The sequence below is a fragment of the Chitinophaga silvatica genome (assembly GCF_003419895.1).
Taxonomy (GTDB): domain Bacteria; phylum Bacteroidota; class Bacteroidia; order Chitinophagales; family Chitinophagaceae; genus Chitinophaga; species Chitinophaga silvatica.
In genome coordinates, this window is sequence record NZ_QPMM01000006.1 from 348840 (window position 1) to 366935 (window position 18096).

Below are 18096 nucleotides of genomic sequence, written 5' to 3' on the forward strand. Positions count from 1 at the left end.
TTGATCTGCAGGTTCGTAAATCTCTAAATCTATAAATCAACGGCTCGCTTGTGCGGAATTTAATCATTTTCTTTAGGCGATACTTCAACTTCTTCTTATTTCTGCTGCTGGAAGTGATTTGTTTGGTGCTGGTTTTTCAGCGTAACAATTTTCAGCGGGCAGCCTACCTCAGCTCTGCCAACGATATCAGTGGTAAATTGTACGACAAATACAGTAACGTACAGTATTACTTCCACCTTAAATCTACCAATGATAGCCTGGTCAACGAAAATGTACGACTCCATAATATGCTGAGAAGCAGCTTCGATAGCATGGTTACCACCAATGGGGTCAAAATTGATACTGTAAAGGAATATAACGATGATACCATCCGCCGTGTCATCAATACAAAAATCCTGAAATACAAATACTTCGCTGCTAAAGTGATCAATAACTCCATCAATAAACCGGTTAACTATATCACTATCCACCGTGGTAGTGCCCAAGGTATTAAGCCCAATATGGGAGTTATCAGCACCAGCGGTGTTGTTGGCGTGGTCAGAAGCGTGAGTGAAAACTACTCGGTGGTATTATCCATGCTCTCCAAATCCAATTCTGTTTCTATCAGCGCCCGGGTAGGTAAAGGCAAAGAAATGGGTTCTGTACACTGGGATGGTGATGATGCCGGTTTTGCCCTGCTGAAAGACGTGCCTAAAAGCGCTAAAGTTTATAAAGGCGATACCGTTGTTACCAGCGGCTATTCTGCCTTATTCCCTGAAAATATTCCCATTGGTTATGTAGAAAACATTACCATCGGAGATAAAGCCAGCACAGCTTATACCATCCGTATAAAACTGGCTACGAATTTCTATAGCCTACAATATGTGTATGTAATAGAAAATCTGCTGAAAGACGAACAACAACGATTGGAAGATTCAACTTATAAGTTGACTAAATGAGTATACTGTTAAGAAATATAATTCGATTTGTACTCCTGTTGTTGATACAGGTGTTTGTGCTCAATGGGATATTGTTGCACCAATTGGTGAGCCCATATCTTTATATGTTGTTCATCTTGGCGCTGCCCTTTAACCTCCCTCGCCCAGCCCTAATGTTGCTTGGGATGTTGATGGGGTTATCACTGGATATGTTTATGGATACTGCCGGTATGCATGCTGCTGCCTGCGTTTTTATTGCCTATCTGCGTCCGTTTGTTATCAATATTCTGTCTCCGCAAGGTGGATTTGAAACTACCCAAAAAACTCCTTCCATGACCAGCATGGGAGTGTCCCAATTCCTTATCTATGCCGCTATCCTGGTATTCCTGCACCATACTGTCTATTTTACTTTAGAAATATTTGGTCTGGGAAACCCTTTATACCTGATAATGAAGATTGTATTTTCTACATTAGCCAGCCTATTCCTGATAGTGCTGTATGAATTGCTTTTCTTCTCCAAGAAGTAATGCCTTACATACGTGAATAAGCTGGTAAAAGCATTAAATGAACGTTAATAGTGATACGCTGTTAACCTCTCTTTAATACTTTTTGATGTAGGTTTGTAACTTTAAAAGTAACATGTCAGTATTTAATCAGTCAAGGCGCCGTGTAATACAATTGATCATTCTTGGGATGATAACACTGATTATCTGTCGGTTATTCTATCTGCAAGTAGTTGAGAAGAAATACGCTAAACTGGCGGATGCCAATGCCGTATTGCGTAAAGTTGTTTACCCAAGCCGTGGAATTATATATGACCGTAAGAATCGTAGTATCCTGAGTAATGATGTACTCTACGATCTTGTGGTAACTCCTGCCAGTGTCAAGAATATTGATACTGCCTACCTATGTAATATCCTGAGCATTGATAAGGAAGAATTTAAAAAACGTATAGTTACTGCTATTATAAAAAACGGAAGAGTACGGCAATCAGTATTTGCGCCTCTCCTGGCTCCCGAAATTTTTGGGCAACTTCAGGAAAGTATGTACCTCTTTCAACCAGGGTTTGAACTGGTACCCCGGCAAATTCGTGCTTACCCATATCCTGCTGCTGCAAATATCCTTGGGTATATCGCTGAAATTTCACCGGCAATGCTAAAAGATACCGCTAATTATAGCTCCTATAACTCCGGTGATTACATTGGGTTTACTGGTTTGGAGAGAACCTATGAATCTGTACTCATGGGCCAGCGAGGTATTTCTTACCTGATTAAGGATAATCTCAACAGACCTCAGGGAGCTTATGAAAACGGGGAATTCGATAGTGCCGCCATCGCAGGTAAAAACCTTCGCCTCTCATTGGATATTGATCTTCAGATGCTTGGTGAGAAGCTAATGAAAGGAAAATCTGGAAGCATCGTGGCTATTGATCCTCAAACAGGAGGAATCCTTGCAATGGTAAGCGGACCAAGCTTCGATCCGAACCTGCTTACAGGTCCGTATAGGAGCGCTAACTTTAATAAATTATACCTGGATACTACCAAACCTTTATTCAACCGTGCAATCCAGGCAACCTATCCTCCTGGTTCTACATTTAAACCAATGATTGCATTGGTGGGCTTAGATGAAGGTGTAATTACTCCAAGTTTTGGATATCCATGCTATGGAGCCTATTATGGTTGCACCAGACCAATTAAGTGTGAGCACCATGATCCTGGCCATGCTGCCAACCTGCGTCTTGCCTTATCGCACTCCTGTAATGCCTACTTCTCTCACGTATTCCGTTTGAGTGTTGATGCAGCCAAATTTGGTGGCATCCGAGTAGGTGGAATGCAGAAATGGGCTGATTATATGAATAGTTTTGGATTTGGACACAGAATTGGAGTAGATATCCCGAGTGAAGGACGAGGATTGGTGCCAGATAAAAAATATTATGATGCCCGTTATAAAGGAAGTTGGAATTCCTGTACTTCCGTATTCCTGGGAATCGGACAAGGGGAATTATTGCTGACACCACTTCAGATGGCCAATGCAATGTGTATTGTGGCTAACCGGGGCTCTTATTATATACCTCACTTTGTGTCCAGTATCGATAATGATGATACCCATTTGCTAGACAAATACAAAGAGAAACATGATGTGGCACATATCACTGATACGGCCTATAGTGCAGTAATCCATGGTATGACCGATGTGGTGGAGAGTGGAACCGGCCGTGTTGCACAAATTGATGGGATTACTATTGGTGGTAAAACCGGTACTGCTGAAAACTATGGTATTGTTAACGGTGTAAGAACAAAACTGAAGAACCATGCCGTGTTTGTGGCCTTTGCTCCTGCCGAAAAAGCAAGGATTGCAATTGCTGTAATAGTTGAAAACTCAGGGTTCGGTGCTAAATATGCTGCACCTATCGCCAGCTTAATGATGGAACAATATTTAAAAGACAGTATATCTACCAAACGACAGCCATTAATGAAATCTGTAATGGAAACAGTGACCATTGATGCTGCAATGCTTGCTAAATCGCATCTGGACTCTTTAAATAAAAATGCTGTAATAAAGAAAAAGACACCTTAACTAAACCGAATAAATAGAAGAACCTAACATGAACCGCGCCCAAACCAAACTGACACAAGGAATAGACTGGCCTATCGTTGGCCTCTATTTAGCTTTGGTGATCATCGGCATCCTTTCAATTTTTGCTGCGGAATACCGTGGTGAAGATAATATCTGGCAGGATATCATACATCCGTCGAAAAACTACTCACGACAGATAATATGGTTTGGTGTCTCGATAGTGCTTGCATCTATTATTTGGTTAACCGATAGTAAGTTCTTTACAGCTACTGCAAATCTTGCCTATCTGGGAGGTATTTTATTACTCTTACTGGTGCTGGGAATAGGAAAGGATGTGAAGGGGTCGCATTCCTGGCTTGTAATAGGTGGTTTTCAGTTCCAACCCGCAGAATTAACGAAACTATGTACCAATCTTGCGCTGGCGAAATATCTATCATCGCAGGAAACAGATTTTACCAAACTCCGATCGAGATTGATAGCTGCTGCTATCGCGCTGGTTCCTGCTGGTATCATCATTTTACAGGATGAAACCGGATTGGCACTTGTATACTTTTCTTTATTTCTGGTAATGTACAGAGAAGGCTTACCCGGAATATTGCTGGTAATTGCATTTTCTGCTATAGTATTGGTACTGTCGGCACTTCTGGTAGATAAAACCGTATTATTCTCCATATTTACCATTATAACTGCATTGGTTATTTATTTCAGCAGGCGTGAAATAAAGCGAAAGCGATCGAGATTAGCAGTAATACTTGGTGTATATGCATTCTGTGGTCTCTTCGTCATGTTTGTAGTACCATTTGTATTCACCAAAGTATTGAAAGATTACCAGGTACGTCGTATTGAAGTAATGCTGGGTAAGGAAAATGATCCGAAAGCTACCTATAATACGCGCCAGAGTATGATTGCAATCGGATCTGGTGGTATCTGGGGTAAAGGATATTTAAAAGGAACTCAGACAAGATATGATTTCGTACCTGAGCAAAGTACCGACTTTATCTTTTGTACTGTAGGTGAAGATTTTGGTTTTGTGGGGAGTTTAATATTCCTGGGAATTTATGTGGCTTTGCTATTCAGGATCATATTTATAGCGGAACGACAGCGATCGACTTTCACGAGAGTATATGCATATGGGGTGGCCAGTATCATTTTCTTCCATCTTGCGATCAATATTTCAATGACGATTGGTTTGGCTCCCGTTATTGGTATTCCTCTCCCACTTGTTAGTTATGGAGGATCTTCATTGATGACTTTTACTATGCTGATTTTTATATTATTACGTTTAGATGCCGATCGTCAAATGGTTTTACGCTAGTTTGGATTGTCGTATCTTTGCTTTATGGCACGTATTATACCATTATCAGAAGGGTCTTTTACCGTAGACGGAACCAAGAAGTTTATTCCTTTTCAGCAAGGAAAAGATACAATGCAGGAACGACCGCATGGGTCTTTGTTGGTTGAAATACAACCATTTTTAGTGATCACCGATCGTGACTTCATCTTATTGGATACCGGGCTGGGATTCCGAAATCCTGATGGGGTACTACAAATTCATCAACACCTGATAGATCATGGCGTTAATCCAATGGAGATTACCAAGGTATTGATGAGCCATTTACATAAAGATCATTCCGGAGGAATTTCTGCCGCAGATCCTATTACCGGAGAACGTACACTTACTTTTCCACAGGCTACCTATTATGTGAATAATGAGGAAATGCAATATGCTCTTGAGCATTCGGGAAAGTCGTATTTCGCGGAAGATATTGTGTTGCTACAGCAGCGGGATAATGTAATTTTTACCACCGGAAATGGTAAAATCGATGATTATATTTCATACGAAGTAACAGGAGGGCATTGCCCATATCATCAGGTTTTTTTGATTGATGATGGAGAGGATAAAGTTTTTTTTGGTGGAGATGTTGCCCCACAGATATCTCAGATGAAAAGCAGGTTTGCTGCTAAGTATGATTATGATGGAAAGAAGAGTATGGAATTGAGACAGGAATTTATGCAGCGTGGTAAGGAAGAAGGATGGACCTTTTTATTTTATCACGATACCAAAGAACCTACTGCCAGATTTTAATCCCTAAATGTTAATAAATGATGGAAAACCCGGAAAAATTTGCAGCTGCCTGGTTAGAGGCCTGGAATACCCATGATTTGGATGCAATCATGTTGCATTACGACGAAGCAATTGAGTTTTATTCTCCTGTTATTCAACAATTGAATAATGATCCATTGGGTTGCCTTCGGGGCAAGGAAAATCTGCGGGCATACTTTAGCAGAGGCTTACAGGCATATCCTGAGCTACATTTCGATTTACACAAACTATTAGTAGGAATTAATTCGGTAGTTCTATACTATAAGAGCATTAATAATAAGATGAGTGCGGAGTTAATGGTATTGAATGAACAGGGGTTGGTTACACAGGTAAGAGCTCATTACGCAGAGCTTTAAGGTCTTCTGTGGGTGCCTGTTCCCTGGCCCATTCTATTCATCCTTTGGTTATTAAGATGAATAACCATTATGTTTCTGAATTCTCTTTCGCTTTTAAAAACCATTCCTGCTTTTCTGCCTGGCAATACTTTCTGGAATTCGGTAGAATAACGGGAACGTATGTCCAGCATTCTTTTCTGATAACTTAATTCCTTGTCCATATTTTTTTTACCTGCTTCATCAGGAGTAAGATGGTCCTGATCCAGTTTCTGGCGATGTTCGGCGATTAATTGATCTACTTCTCTGGTGTAGTTATTATAGACCGGAAGAAATTTTTGGGCTTCTTCGGAGGTAAGGTCTAATTTTTTGGTTAGGTATTGAATCTGTATTGCTTTGATTTTTTCTGCTGCTTCGTCGGCTGCCGGTTGTTGAGCCCTGCTTATACTTGTAGCAGTAAGCAATAAAAGAATTGCGCACCATATGAAATTAATACGTTTCATCATTTATAATCGGGTAACACTTCTTTGGAGAAGTCTGTTTGTTGTAGGTAATTTTCTATTGCGGCAGGAGGAATGGAGTCCTGCAATTGGTCCTGAATGATGGAAGCATCTTCACCGGGTGCGGTAGCAGCAGCCAGGAGCGCATCATTTTCGAGCGGATCTATATGATTCTGGAGATAGGAAATGATATCATCTTCATCAAATTTTGAGATTTGGTTTTCAATAGATTTAATATGATCAGGTATGGTTTGGGTACGAATTAATATGGTGCTTCCTACAATTAATGCAAGAGAGGCGGCCGCAGTCCATTTCAGCCAGGAACGCTTGTATAAAGGCCGTACTATGGTTGTTACCGGCTTATAGGATAGCGTACTGAAATAATCTGATGGCACTGTGTAGGGCATACTTTTGGGAATAGCAGCCAGGACAGGAGAAATTTCATTGATTTCAATGGTAGCATCATCTTTTACTTTTCCAAGAATGGCACTGGGGAGAGAATCGAAATATCCGTCCGGAACAGTAAAAGGTTGAATGTTAATTTCCTGCAGTTTAATATGCAATAATATGGTATTGGGAAGCGAGTCGAAATATCCCTCCGGCACCACAAATGGCACGTTGGAAGGCCAGTGGCAATCCGGTGCAATTTGCTTTAATTCTTCTGCTATGGTAATCCGCTTCTTCATACTTTTTTAGACATCCTATGGAACAATAAGTTTAATGGGATTTTAATGTTTCTGGAAAATTCTTTAAAAATTACTTAAAATAAATATTCATAAAATTTTCTAACCGTTTTTGATAAATTCCTCAATCTTTTTAACGGCATGATGATAAGATGCTTTTAGCGCTCCTTCTGAAGTTTCAAGAACGCGGCTCATTTCTTCATAAGGCATTTCATCATAATATCGGAGGTTAAAAACCAACCGTTGTTTTTCCGGCAAACTGAGTATAGCGCGTTGCAGCTTCCATTCTAATTTGTTAGGATCAAATTGTGGGTCTGCTTTCAGTTTATTACTTAAACCTGATTCAACTTCGGAAAGTGATATTGAAGTTTTCCTTTTTTGTTGGTCAAGGAAAGTAAGACTTTCGTTGGTAGCTATTTTATAGAGCCAGGTATAAAGCTGAGCATCTTCCCGGAAGTTTTCCAGGTTCTTCCAGACTTTGATGAAAACATTTTGCAAAACATCATTTGCGTCGTCATGATCGATTACCATTCGGCGTATATGCCAATATAGCCTTTCCTGATATTTGCGGATAATAAGTGTGAAGCCTTTCTCCTTAGTATCGGAATGGCGATATATAGCCAATAATGTTTTATCGTCCTGTGAAACGGCCATAGGTTAAATGGTTCTAAAACAGGTTTTAATTACTGAATTTAAGTAAAAACCTGCTCATGAGACCAATTGTAGAGCGAAAAGTTTAACTCGCAGGCTCGTTTTTTTTCTCGCAAAGAAGCAAAGAAGCAAAGAGGCATAAGGACCAAAGCGAATGTTTTTAAGGACTTCCGATAGGTTTCTACTATAATAGAAACCAGTCAGTAGGTCTTAATAACATTCGCTTTGGTCCTTATGCCTCTTTGCTTCTTTGCTTCTTTGCGAGAAACAACGAGCTCGCGAGTTGTATTATTGTTTTTTTCTTTGCATTGCTTTTTCGGCAGCGGCTACGATATGATCAGCATCCAGACCATATTTTTTCAGTAATTCAACAGGTTTGCCACTTTCTCCGAAGGTATCGTTAGTACCAACAAATTCGATTGGAACAGGAACATTGCGGGCAGCTACATGAGCAACGCTATCGCCTAATCCACCGATGATATTGTGTTCTTCAGCAGTAACAGCGCAACCGGTTTTCTTAAGGGAAGCAATGATGGCAGCTTCGTCTAATGGTTTAATAGTATGGATGTTGATAATTTCAACGCTATATCCTTTTTCTTCCAGGATTTTGCCTGCTTCAATAGCGATCCAAACGAGGTGTCCGCATGCAAAAAGGGTAACATCAGTACCTTCGTGCAGGATCTGGGCTTTACCTATTTCAAATTTTTGATCTTCAGCAGTGAAGTTAGGCCACTTTGGACGACCAAAACGGAGATAAACAGGGCCTTCGTATTCGGCAATAGCAATTGTAGCTGCTTTGGTTTGATTGAAGTCGCAAGGTACGATAACGGTCATACCCGGTAACATTTTCATCATTCCAATATCTTCCAGGATCTGGTGAGTAGCACCATCTTCACCGAGGGTAAGACCGGCGTGAGAAGCGCATATTTTCACATTTTTATTAGAGTAGGCGATCGATTGGCGAATCTGATCGTATACACGTCCTGTAGAAAAGTTAGCGAAAGTAGTAGTATATGGAATCTTACCGCCCAGGGTCATACCTGCAGCAATACCCATCATATTGGCTTCTGCGATACCCACCTGAACAAAGCGGTCAGGGAATTCTTTAATAAATGCATTCAGCTTCATTGAACCAAGCAAATCGGCTGTTAAGGCAACTACATTTGGGTTTTTGCGACCCGCTTCGAGAATGCCTTCTCCAAACCCACCACGGGTTTCTTTTTCATTAAGTGGTTGAATATCTTTTACCATCGTGAATCTTTAAAATTGAGGCGTAAAAGTAAATATTAAAAAGAACTGATCCTAGTTACTAAGCACTTTATTGCGAAGGCTTACTTCCCACTGCCAGGCGGTACGCATGCAGTCCTCAATTCCAATTTTAGGTTCCCAGTTCAGTTTTTCCTTGGCTTTAGAGTTATTGGCATAAATGGCGATAACATCTCCATCTCTGCGAGGGCCTGTAGTATAATTAAGTTTTACACCTGAAATTTTTTCAAATGCCTTAATTGCCTCCAGTACGGTTACTCCATTACCAGTACCCAGATTAAATACTTCGCAGTTACTGCTGTTTCTATGTTCGATGAGATATTGCAATGCTTTTGTATGAGCATTGGCGATATCCATTACATGAATATAATCGCGAACGCATGAGCCATCGCGGGTATCATAATCGGTTCCAAAAACGGTCATTCTTGGAATTTTTCCGATGGCAGTCTGGGTAATTACAGGAACGAGGTTATCTGGTTTACCAAGTGGGAGTTCGCCTATCAAAGCAGAAGGATGTGCACCAACCGGATTGAAGTAGCGCAGGAGAATAGACTGTGTATCATTTACACGGCTATAATCTTCTATGATTTTCTCACCCATTTGTTTGGTGCGGGCATATGGCGATTGAGCTTCAGCCAGCGGGGTTTCTTCTACAACCGGTAATGCAGTGGTGTTGCCATATACGGAGCAGGAAGAGGAGAAAACCAGATTAGGAATATTATATTCTTTAACACACTTCAATACATTGATGAGAGAAGTGAGGTTATTCTGAAAGTAGAGCAGTGGTTCATGAACGGATTCACCTACTGCCTTGAGTGCAGCAAAATGTATAACTCCCACGATATCTCTGTTTTCATGGAAAACGGCGTTGGTATCTTCCAGGTTGCAGAGGTCTACTTTGTAATTACGAATTTTTTTTCCGGTAATTTTTTCGATGCCTTCTAATAGTTGGGTGGTACTTCTGATATTGCTGTCTACAGATACCACATCAAATCCATTATTGATCAGATCTACAATAGTATGGGCGCCGATGTAGCCACAACCGCCCGTAACAAGAACCTTCATGATACTTGAGATTTACATTTATATTATACTCAGATCCCCTTTTGAGAGAGCAGTGTTTCGAGGTAGGCACCGTAGCCGCTTTTTAGCAAAGGTTTGGCAAGTTCTCTAAGTTGATCTGCATTGATAAACCCTTTACGATAAGCTATTTCTTCGATACAGGCAATTTTAATGCCTTGGCGTTGTTCAATTACCTGTACAAATTGAGATGCTTGCATAAGAGAATCGAAAGTACCGGTATCTAGCCACGCCGTTCCACGTGGTAAGATAGAAACTTTTAACTTTCCGCGCTTCAAATATTCTTTATTTACATCTGTAATTTCGTATTCGCCTCTGGGGCTTGGTGTCAGGTTTTTAGCTATTTCAACAACTGAATTATCGTAGAAATATAAGCCTGGTACAGCATAATTTGACTTTGGATTTGCAGGTTTCTCTTCAATGGAAATTGCTGTCATATTTTCAGAAAACTCTACAACACCATATCTTTCAGGATCAGATACCTGGTAAGCATAAACGATACCTCCATCCGGAGCTGTATTGGCTGCTAACTGAGTACCTAATCCGGCACCGTAAAATATATTATCTCCCAGCACCAATGCAACAGTATCCTGACCAATAAATTGTTCTCCGATTACGAATGCCTGTGCCAGACCATTTGGAGTAGGCTGTTCTGCGTATGAAAGTTTTAAACCTAAATGTTCACCATTGCCAAACAACCGTTGAAAGGAAGGGAGATCATGTGGTGTAGAAATAATCAAAATCTCTTTAATACCCGCCAACATGAGAGTAGACAAAGGATAATAGATCATTGGTTTATCATACACTGGCATTATCTGTTTGCTGATTGCATAAGTAATGGGGTGCAATCTGGTTCCGGAACCCCCGGCAAGAATAATTCCTTTCATTGGGTGATCAAATTTTGATGGTAACTTCTTTAACACTCAATTGAGCGCTAACAAAACCGCACAAAAATAGGTTGTATCAGTCAAAAGAATTGTTTTTTTTATAACAAGATTTGGAAATTCCTTAGTGGAAGGGAATTTAAGATAAAGAGAAAGGTGATGCCTTGACAGACATCACCTTCCGGAATTTCGTTTATCAGAGATAGTTAAATAAACAGATTTACTATAAAATAAGTAATAGCAGCTAAAAGTCCGCTGATCGGAATAGTGAGTACCCAAGCCCATAGCAGAGATACGGTCACACCCCAACGTACAGCAGATAATCTTTTAGTAGCACCTACTCCCATAATAGCACCACTGATTACGTGGGTAGTACTGGCAGGAATACCCCAATGTTCTGTTAAAAACAAAGTAACAGCACCTGCAGATTCTGCGGCAACACCTTCCAGCGGAGTTACTTTAGTGATACGGGTTCCCATCGTTTTTACGATTTTCCAGCCACCGCTCATTGTACCTAATGCGATACAGGTAAAGCAGGCTAAAGGCACCCAATCAGGAATAGCTTTAATGTTTTCTATTTGGCCGGCAGACACCATGGCCGCAGCAATAATACCCATAACTTTCTGAGCATCATTACTACCGTGACCAAGACTCAAAGCGGCAGAAGAAGCCAGCTGTAAGCGCTTGAACCAACTTTCAGCTCTGTATGGATTGGCTCTGCGGCATACATTTACAATTATAAGTGTAAATATAAAGGAGACAATCATACCGATTAATGGAGCGAGTACGATAAAGTATACAATTGGGAGTACCTTATGATAGTTAATCACATCCAGGCTACCGGAAGCAGTAACTGCTGCACCAATAAAACCTCCGATTAAGGTATGGGAAGAACTGGAAGGAATACCCAGCCACCAGGTGAAAAGATTCCAGGTGATGGCAGCTACGAGTCCGCAAAGAATTACTTTAAGCGTAATAAATTGTTCAAAAACAGAGCTGGCAACAGAATTGGCTACTTTGAATTCACCAATGATATATTTTGCAATAAAGAAGGCTGCGAAATTAAATACAGCGGCCCAAAGTACAGCCTGAAAGGGAGTTAGTACCTTGGTTGAAACTATAGTGGCAATAGAGTTGGCGGCATCATGAAAGCCATTGATATAGTCAAAGACAAATGCCAATATTATAATAATTACTAATAAGACCATGACTTCAGGAGAATTTATGTTTTAACCTAAGATTCTCCCCAAATCAGGAGTATTTAATTATAATCGTTTCAATTACGTTAGCACAGTCTTCGCATTTATCGGTAGCGATTTCCAATGCCTGGTAGATTTCACGCATCTTGATCAGTTCAGCAGCATTTTGCTCAGTATCGAACAGGTCTGCAATCGCCATATCGTAAATATCATCAGCATGATTTTCGAGGCTATTGATTTTTACGCAGGCATCGGTGATTACGCGCATATTTTGCATATAACGCAGTTCAGGAATAGCTTTAGCCAGTTCAAGAACTCCCAGGTGGATTAATTCAGCGAGTTTGCGAATGCTGTCGTTGGCATGATGAACTTTATAGAGATCCATTCTCTTTGCTGATCCATGGATATAATCAGCTACGTCATCTAAAGTAGCAGCCAGGTAGTGTATATCCTCCCTGTCGAAAGGGGTAATGAAGTTTTGGCCTAATTCAACAAATATACGGTGTGTATAATCATCATTTTTGTGCTCAAGGCGTTCTATCAAATGCACTTTATCTTTCCTAAGCGCCAAATCTGAAGTGGCTACCAACTCGTTCAGCACTGTTGCCATTTCCACAAGATTAGAAGCTACGTCTTCAAACAATGAATAAAATACCCGGTCTTTCGGCATGAATAATTTTACAAAAGAATTGAAGCCTCCCATACGTTTGAGTTTAAAAAATTTGCCGCAAAAATAGCTTTCAGAATCTATCCCAGCCAGTAATTTGAACGAATTAATAATTCCTTAACACTGGATTAATATAAAAGTAATATAGCAATTTTTCCTTTGTATTGAAAATAATCCTCATAGCAGACGGCCCCAGGCTGTCAAAGTTTTGAAATAACAATGTCAGACAAACGCCCATTAGATATAGTAGTTATCTCAGATGTACATCTGGGAATATACGGGTGTCACGCTAAAGAATTAGTCCAATACCTGGATAGCATTTCTCCCAAAATTTTGATTTTGAATGGAGATATCATAGACATATGGCAGTTTAGCAAGCGTTATTTCCCTAAATCCCATACCAAAGTGATTCGTAAGATTTTAAAGATGATAGGCAACGGAACCGAAGTCTACTATCTTACCGGAAATCACGACGAAGCCCTCCGTAAATATGCCGGCTTTGAGCTCAGCAACTTTACCATCGATAATAAACTGGTGTTGGAAGTGGACGGAAAGAAACACTGGTTCTTCCATGGAGATGTTTATGATGTGACAATGAAGAACTCCAAATGGCTGGCCAAGCTTGGAGGTAAGGGGTACGACCTGCTTATCATTCTAAACAGATTGGTGAATCATGCTCTGGAGAAAATGGGGCGCGAGAAAATGTCGTTCTCCAAAAAAGTAAAACAAGGGGTAAAATCAGCTGTGAAGTTTATCTCAGACTTTGAGCAAACAGTAGCAGAAATAGCAGTGGACAAAAATTTTGATGTAGTGTGTTGCGGACATATACATCAGCCCCTGATTAAAGAAATGCACGTAGATGATAAATCAGTTGTTTATCTGAATTCGGGAGATTGGGTGGAAAGCCTTACCTCGCTTGAATATTCCAATAAACAATGGAACCTATACCAACATCCTGTCACCAAGTCTAAAATTGTGTTGGCAGATGAAGAAGAGGATAATCTTACTGATTGGGATATCACCCGAACAATTTCATTTCCTGAGGCTTAGTGTCATTATATTTAAATATAATTGTATATATTTATATTTAAATATAATATTCACAAAACCATAACAACTACTTAATATTAAATTAAAGGTAAGCTGCTAAGTTTGCCAGTAAAATAAATAAGTAGGCGCTTTACACGCGTATTGAAAAATGAAGAAAAGCAGATGAAAGTACTGAAGTTACATCCGTTAATGACAATCTCACTGTTGCAGATGCAGATACAGCGATTGTTGTCTTGTAACGTAGCGGTTTACGTGCGCCATTCCCTGGCCAATGCTTTCGATACCCTCAAGGATGCAGGGTTCGAGGAAGAAGCACTGGTCGAATATCCTATCGATGAAACCCTAAGCCTACGTGAATTTGAAGAAGAAATGGAGGAAAAATTTAATTTCTCTCTGGAACTATGCAGCAAAGATGATAAGCCCTTTAGAAACAAAAGCCAACACCTGTTCCAGATTTCTGCTTCTACCAACATTACACCTGAGCGAAAAGATTACCAGGATATATCGCCGGAACTGTTAAATTACCTGAACAGCAGCCGACAATTTCCTTCTCAAAACAGGTGGTAGTAACCACCCTGGATTGCCAGGATAGTTACTTGCCTAATTTAGCCATAAATTTCTCCGGATTCTTCTCAAATACCCCTTTACAGGTAGGTGAGCAGAAATGAATGGTATCAGTTTTATAAACTGTCCACTCCTTATAGGTGGTATCATATGGCATTTCACAAACCGGATCAGGTAATTTGCCATTAGCCGCTACTGCATGTTCTTTAGTAGTTGCGGAAGCAGTATTCTCCTTATTGTTAGCTTCTTTAGGTTGTTGTGCACAGGCAAACAGAAATAGGGCGCTACAGCTGATTAAAATATACTTCATCGCTTTTTTTTCGCAAAGGTATCGATAAAAAAGGAGGGTGGAGATTAAAAAGATTATTATAATAAAAGCCCTATGCTTATAAACAAGGAAGCCTGACCAATTGGTCAGGCTTCATGCTATACTTAATCCGGTTCTTACCAGATAACAACTCTTTCTGCTGCCGGCAATACCATTTTATTACCAGAAGTGCAACCCCATGCTTCTTCAAATTCAACCAGGTGCGGCATTGGGCCATTAATACGCCATCTTGCCGGAGAGTGAGGGTCTGTTTGAATTTGCTGACGAAGTGCTGCATCTGTAATATTACCATGCCATACCTGAGCCCAACCTAAGAAGAAACGTTGTTTCCAGGTTAAACCATCAATTGGTTTTGGCTCTTCTTTACCTTCGAATGATTTTGCTAAAGCGTGGTAAGCTAATGTAAGACCACCCAGATCGGCTACGTTTTCACCAATAGTTAATGCACCATTGATTTTGAATCCAGGTAATGCTTCGATGCTACTAAAATATTTAATGTATTTCTGAGTAAGTTTATCAAAGTTTTCGCGGTCTGCTTTTGTCCACCAGTTTACCATATTACCATCGGCATCGAACTGAGAACCCTGATCATCGAAACCATGGGTGAATTCGTGACCAATTACTGCAATAATACCACCATAGTTGATAGCATCATCAGCATCAGGATTGTAGAATGGAGGTTGAAGAATACCTGCCGGGAATACTACTTCATTGTTTAATGGATTGTAGTATGCATTCACGGTCTGAGGTGTCATACCCCATTCGCTTTTATCAACCGGTTTACCGATTTTATCGATGTTTTCTTTATGCTCATACAAGCTTGCAGAAACAACGTTATCAACCAGTTTGCCTTTATCGATGTTAATAGAAGAATAATCTTTCCATTTATCAGGATAACCAATTTTATAGGTAAATGACGCCAGTTTTTTATGGGCCATTTGTTTGGTAGAATCGCCCATCCAGGTCAGCTTATCAATTCTTTCTCCATATACAGAACGAACGTTCTCGATCATTTCAGATACCTTCTTTTTGCTGCTTTCAGGGAAATATTTCTTAGCAAAAAGTTTACCTAATGGCATACCCAATTGTCCGTCAGTAGAGCGGATAGCGCGTTCAGAACGAGTTTTCTGAGCTTTTTTACCGGTCATAACAGTACCGTAGAAGCGGAAATTCTCGTTATCGAAAGTTGCTGGCAGATAACCTGCAAAGTTGGTAAGCAAATGCCATTTTGTATATGTTTTCAGTGTTTCGATCGGAGTATTTTTCAGGATAGCATTCGCTTTGGTCAGATAAGGCTTATTTTGAAGAATAAGGGTATCTGTTTTGATATCCTGCTTGGCAGCAAAGTTATCCCAATCAAAATCAGGAGCCAGTTTCTTTAATTCAGAGAAAGCAGCTCTGTTATATGTTTTCTGTGGATCGCGTAATTGAACGTTTGTTAGTTGAGCACCTGCCAGTTTAGTTTCGAAATCCAGGATGGTTTTACCAGGATTTGCTTCTTTGAAACCAGCCAGGCCAAACATTTTATCTACGTGGCCAACAAATTCGTTACGAACGTTTTTAGTGGCAGAGTCCTGTCTTTCGTAGTAGCTTTTTTCGCCCAGACTAAGGCCACTCTGACCTTGGTACAATACATTTACCTTGCTGTTTTTGGCATCAGCATCGGCACCAAAACCAGTGAAAGTAGAGACACCGATTTTTTGAAGCTCTCCTGTTACGCTTGCCCAATCGGCCAGGGTTTTGATTGCTTCAATTTTATCGAGATAAGGTTGTAGTGGCGTGATACCTAGTTTGTCGATAGTTGCGGTATCAAGGAAAGAGGTGTAGTAGTCAGCAATTTGTTGTTCTTCAGTTCCCTTTTTCAGATCTTTTTTGCTGGTAATATCAGCAATGATGCTCTTTAACCTAACTTCTTTGTTTTCCTTATCGAGGACATTGAAAGCGCCCCAGCGGCTTTCGGTTGAAGGAATAGGGTTGTTTTTCTTCCAGTTGCCATTGGCATAGTTATCGAAATCTTCGCATGATTTGAAGGAGGTGTCGATATCGGCCATATTAAAAGCTGGCACTTTTGCTTTACTGCTGTCGGCTGCCTCCTGGTGTGTAGAGTTGCCGGAGTTACAAGCTGTAAATGCAACAATAGCGGCCATCAAGGGTAGCTTTACCGCATTGGTTTTATTCATATTACAAACAGGTTTAGTATTTAAAGTTATGGAAAACGGCTCAACTAGTCTAAAAGGTTTTTTATAAACGGCAATACCTTTAATGAAATAGCCGGAATTAATGAATAATTAGGTAGGTTTGTGATTGTAAAACAACCTGTTAATGAATTTCGGCTTTAAACTTTTCAGAATAACCAATACGCTTGCCCTGACACTGTCCGGGATGTCAGTATTTTCTTCTATCTCCGCTTTCCTGGTTGCAGGATTTAGTCCTGAAGTAATCCTGCCATTATTGGCCAGTGGTGCATGTTTTATACATAGTATCCTCTCGATGTATCTGCAGCGAAACTGGTTAATGCCTGAAATGCCGTTGAAGGAAAGTACTCCCAGCGGGGTGCGCATAATGGGTGTTATTGAATTGATTTTTGCATTCATTTGTATTTTTATAGGGATATCTATACTACTTGTGCCAAATCATATGCTTAATGATATGATTACACAGATGAAACAACAACAGGAGGCATTTAGTATCCTGACTCCGGGTGTTATAAAACGTTTCGGAGCATTTACTTTGTTTATAGGTATCTTATTTACCGTAAACGTAATTCTTTCATTCAGGCTACTTAAGAGAATACAACAGCGGCAGAGTCACAACGAAAGCCAGGACCAGCAACCGCAGGAGTAGCCGGATTAAATCTTACAACTATGGCGTTGAAAGAAATAGAGAATAGAGATGATGTACAAAAACTTGTAGATACATTCTATTCAAATGTGCAGAACGATAAAGTATTGGGCTATATTTTTAATGATATCGCCAAAGTAGATTGGGAGCGCCATCTGCCTAAAATGTATAATTTCTGGGATAGCCTTTTACTCGAAGGAACCTATACTGGTAATGCCATGCAGCCTCACTTCAGAGTAAATAAGCTTATCCCGCTTGAAGATGCATACTTTAACAGGTGGCTTGAAATCTGGGAATCAACAGTTCATTCCCTTTTTACAGGTGAAAAAGCGGAATTAGCTATATACAGAGCCAAATCCATCAAAGAGGTGATGGCATTCAAAATAAACAGAATCAATCATCCTCCTCAACACAATACGGATATTCCGATAGTTAACCCGGATAAGCATTAAA

The 18096-nt window shown here is 40.2% G+C and carries 20 protein-coding genes; 10 read left to right on the forward strand and 10 right to left on the reverse strand.

Annotated features, from left to right (window positions below; all coding sequences use genetic code 11):
- Positions 1–50 precede the first annotated feature (50 nt).
- The 6 genes from mreC to DVR12_RS12595 all read left to right on the forward strand — a co-directional run bounded on the left by mreC (position 51) and on the right by DVR12_RS12595 (position 5954).
- On the forward strand, positions 51–938 hold the full coding sequence (mreC, locus tag DVR12_RS12570; RefSeq protein WP_158563264.1) for a rod shape-determining protein MreC: 888 nt from the start codon (positions 51–53) through the stop codon (positions 936–938).
- Positions 935–1444: a rod shape-determining protein MreD gene (locus tag DVR12_RS12575; RefSeq protein ID WP_116976022.1), complete on the forward strand. Its 510-nt coding sequence runs from the start codon at positions 935–937 to the stop codon at positions 1442–1444. The genes mreC and DVR12_RS12575 overlap by 4 nt, the downstream gene beginning before the upstream one ends.
- Positions 1445–1556: 112 nt before the next feature.
- Positions 1557–3494, forward strand: a complete 1938-nt coding sequence (gene mrdA, locus DVR12_RS12580; RefSeq protein WP_116976023.1) for a penicillin-binding protein 2 — start codon at positions 1557–1559, stop codon at positions 3492–3494.
- Between the two features lie 28 nt (positions 3495–3522).
- Positions 3523–4809, forward strand: coding sequence for a rod shape-determining protein RodA (rodA, locus tag DVR12_RS12585; RefSeq protein ID WP_116976024.1), 1287 nt, complete (start codon positions 3523–3525; stop codon positions 4807–4809).
- 24 nt (positions 4810–4833) lie between these two features.
- Positions 4834–5580 carry an MBL fold metallo-hydrolase gene (locus DVR12_RS12590; RefSeq protein ID WP_233522381.1) on the forward strand — a complete coding sequence of 249 codons (747 nt, stop codon included), beginning with the start codon at positions 4834–4836 and terminating at the stop codon, positions 5578–5580.
- A 17-nt stretch (positions 5581–5597) separates the two neighbouring features.
- Positions 5598–5954, forward strand: a complete 357-nt coding sequence (locus DVR12_RS12595; protein WP_233522382.1) for a nuclear transport factor 2 family protein — start codon at positions 5598–5600, stop codon at positions 5952–5954.
- Here DVR12_RS12595 and DVR12_RS12600 read toward each other — a convergent pair.
- The 8 genes from DVR12_RS12600 to DVR12_RS12635 form a co-directional block, all read right to left on the reverse strand.
- Complete coding sequence (locus tag DVR12_RS12600) at positions 5951–6436, reverse strand: hypothetical protein (protein WP_116976025.1); 486 nt, start codon at positions 6434–6436, stop codon at positions 5951–5953. The genes DVR12_RS12595 and DVR12_RS12600 overlap by 4 nt on opposite strands.
- Positions 6433–7116, reverse strand: coding sequence for a hypothetical protein (locus DVR12_RS12605; RefSeq protein WP_116976026.1), 684 nt, complete (start codon positions 7114–7116; stop codon positions 6433–6435). Before DVR12_RS12605 ends, DVR12_RS12600 begins: the two co-directional genes overlap by 4 nt.
- Positions 7117–7215: 99 nt before the next feature.
- Entirely contained in the window at positions 7216–7767 is a 552-nt protein-coding gene (locus tag DVR12_RS12610; RefSeq protein ID WP_116976027.1) for an RNA polymerase sigma factor, read from the reverse strand.
- Positions 7768–8052: 285 nt separating this feature from the next.
- Positions 8053–9015 carry a transketolase family protein gene (locus tag DVR12_RS12615; protein WP_116976028.1) on the reverse strand — a complete coding sequence of 321 codons (963 nt, stop codon included), beginning with the start codon at positions 9013–9015 and terminating at the stop codon, positions 8053–8055.
- Positions 9016–9066: 51 nt separating this feature from the next.
- Positions 9067–10095 (reverse strand): UDP-glucose 4-epimerase GalE, encoded by a 1029-nt coding sequence (gene galE / locus DVR12_RS12620; protein WP_116976029.1) that lies wholly within the window; start codon positions 10093–10095, stop codon positions 9067–9069.
- Positions 10096–10124: 29 nt separating this feature from the next.
- Positions 10125–10997, reverse strand: a complete 873-nt coding sequence (gene rfbA, locus DVR12_RS12625) for a glucose-1-phosphate thymidylyltransferase RfbA (RefSeq protein WP_116976030.1) — start codon at positions 10995–10997, stop codon at positions 10125–10127.
- A 203-nt stretch (positions 10998–11200) separates the two neighbouring features.
- A complete protein-coding gene (locus tag DVR12_RS12630) occupies positions 11201–12202 on the reverse strand; it encodes an inorganic phosphate transporter (protein WP_116976031.1) in 1002 nt (333 codons plus the stop codon).
- 43 nt (positions 12203–12245) lie between these two features.
- Positions 12246–12896, reverse strand: a complete 651-nt coding sequence (locus DVR12_RS12635) for a DUF47 domain-containing protein (protein WP_116976032.1) — start codon at positions 12894–12896, stop codon at positions 12246–12248.
- Between the two features lie 183 nt (positions 12897–13079).
- Here DVR12_RS12635 and DVR12_RS12640 point away from each other — a divergent pair, with 183 nt between their 5' ends.
- Both DVR12_RS12640 and DVR12_RS12645 read left to right on the forward strand, forming a co-directional pair.
- Positions 13080–13910, forward strand: a complete 831-nt coding sequence (locus DVR12_RS12640) for a UDP-2,3-diacylglucosamine diphosphatase (RefSeq protein ID WP_116976033.1) — start codon at positions 13080–13082, stop codon at positions 13908–13910.
- Between the two features lie 162 nt (positions 13911–14072).
- Complete coding sequence (locus tag DVR12_RS12645) at positions 14073–14477, forward strand: hypothetical protein (protein ID WP_147323450.1); 405 nt, start codon at positions 14073–14075, stop codon at positions 14475–14477.
- A gap of 25 nt (positions 14478–14502) precedes the next feature.
- Here the strand turns inward: DVR12_RS12645 and DVR12_RS27785 are convergent, their stop codons facing one another.
- On the reverse strand, positions 14503–14784 hold the full coding sequence (locus DVR12_RS27785) for a YHS domain-containing protein (protein WP_199417095.1): 282 nt from the start codon (positions 14782–14784) through the stop codon (positions 14503–14505).
- Positions 14785–14918: 134 nt separating this feature from the next.
- Positions 14919–16982, reverse strand: coding sequence for a M13 family metallopeptidase (locus DVR12_RS12655; protein WP_116976035.1), 2064 nt, complete (start codon positions 16980–16982; stop codon positions 14919–14921).
- Positions 16983–17124: 142 nt separating this feature from the next.
- On the opposite strand from DVR12_RS12655, the gene DVR12_RS12660 reads away from it, so the two are divergent.
- Together DVR12_RS12660 and DVR12_RS12665 are read left to right on the forward strand one after the other, a co-directional pair.
- The gene (locus tag DVR12_RS12660) at positions 17125–17646 is read left to right on the forward strand and encodes a hypothetical protein (RefSeq protein WP_116976036.1); all 522 of its coding nucleotides are present in this window, start codon (positions 17125–17127) and stop codon (positions 17644–17646) included.
- 20 nt (positions 17647–17666) lie between these two features.
- The gene (locus tag DVR12_RS12665; RefSeq protein ID WP_199417096.1) at positions 17667–18095 is read left to right on the forward strand and encodes a group III truncated hemoglobin; all 429 of its coding nucleotides are present in this window, start codon (positions 17667–17669) and stop codon (positions 18093–18095) included.
- Position 18096: the final 1 nt, after the last annotated feature.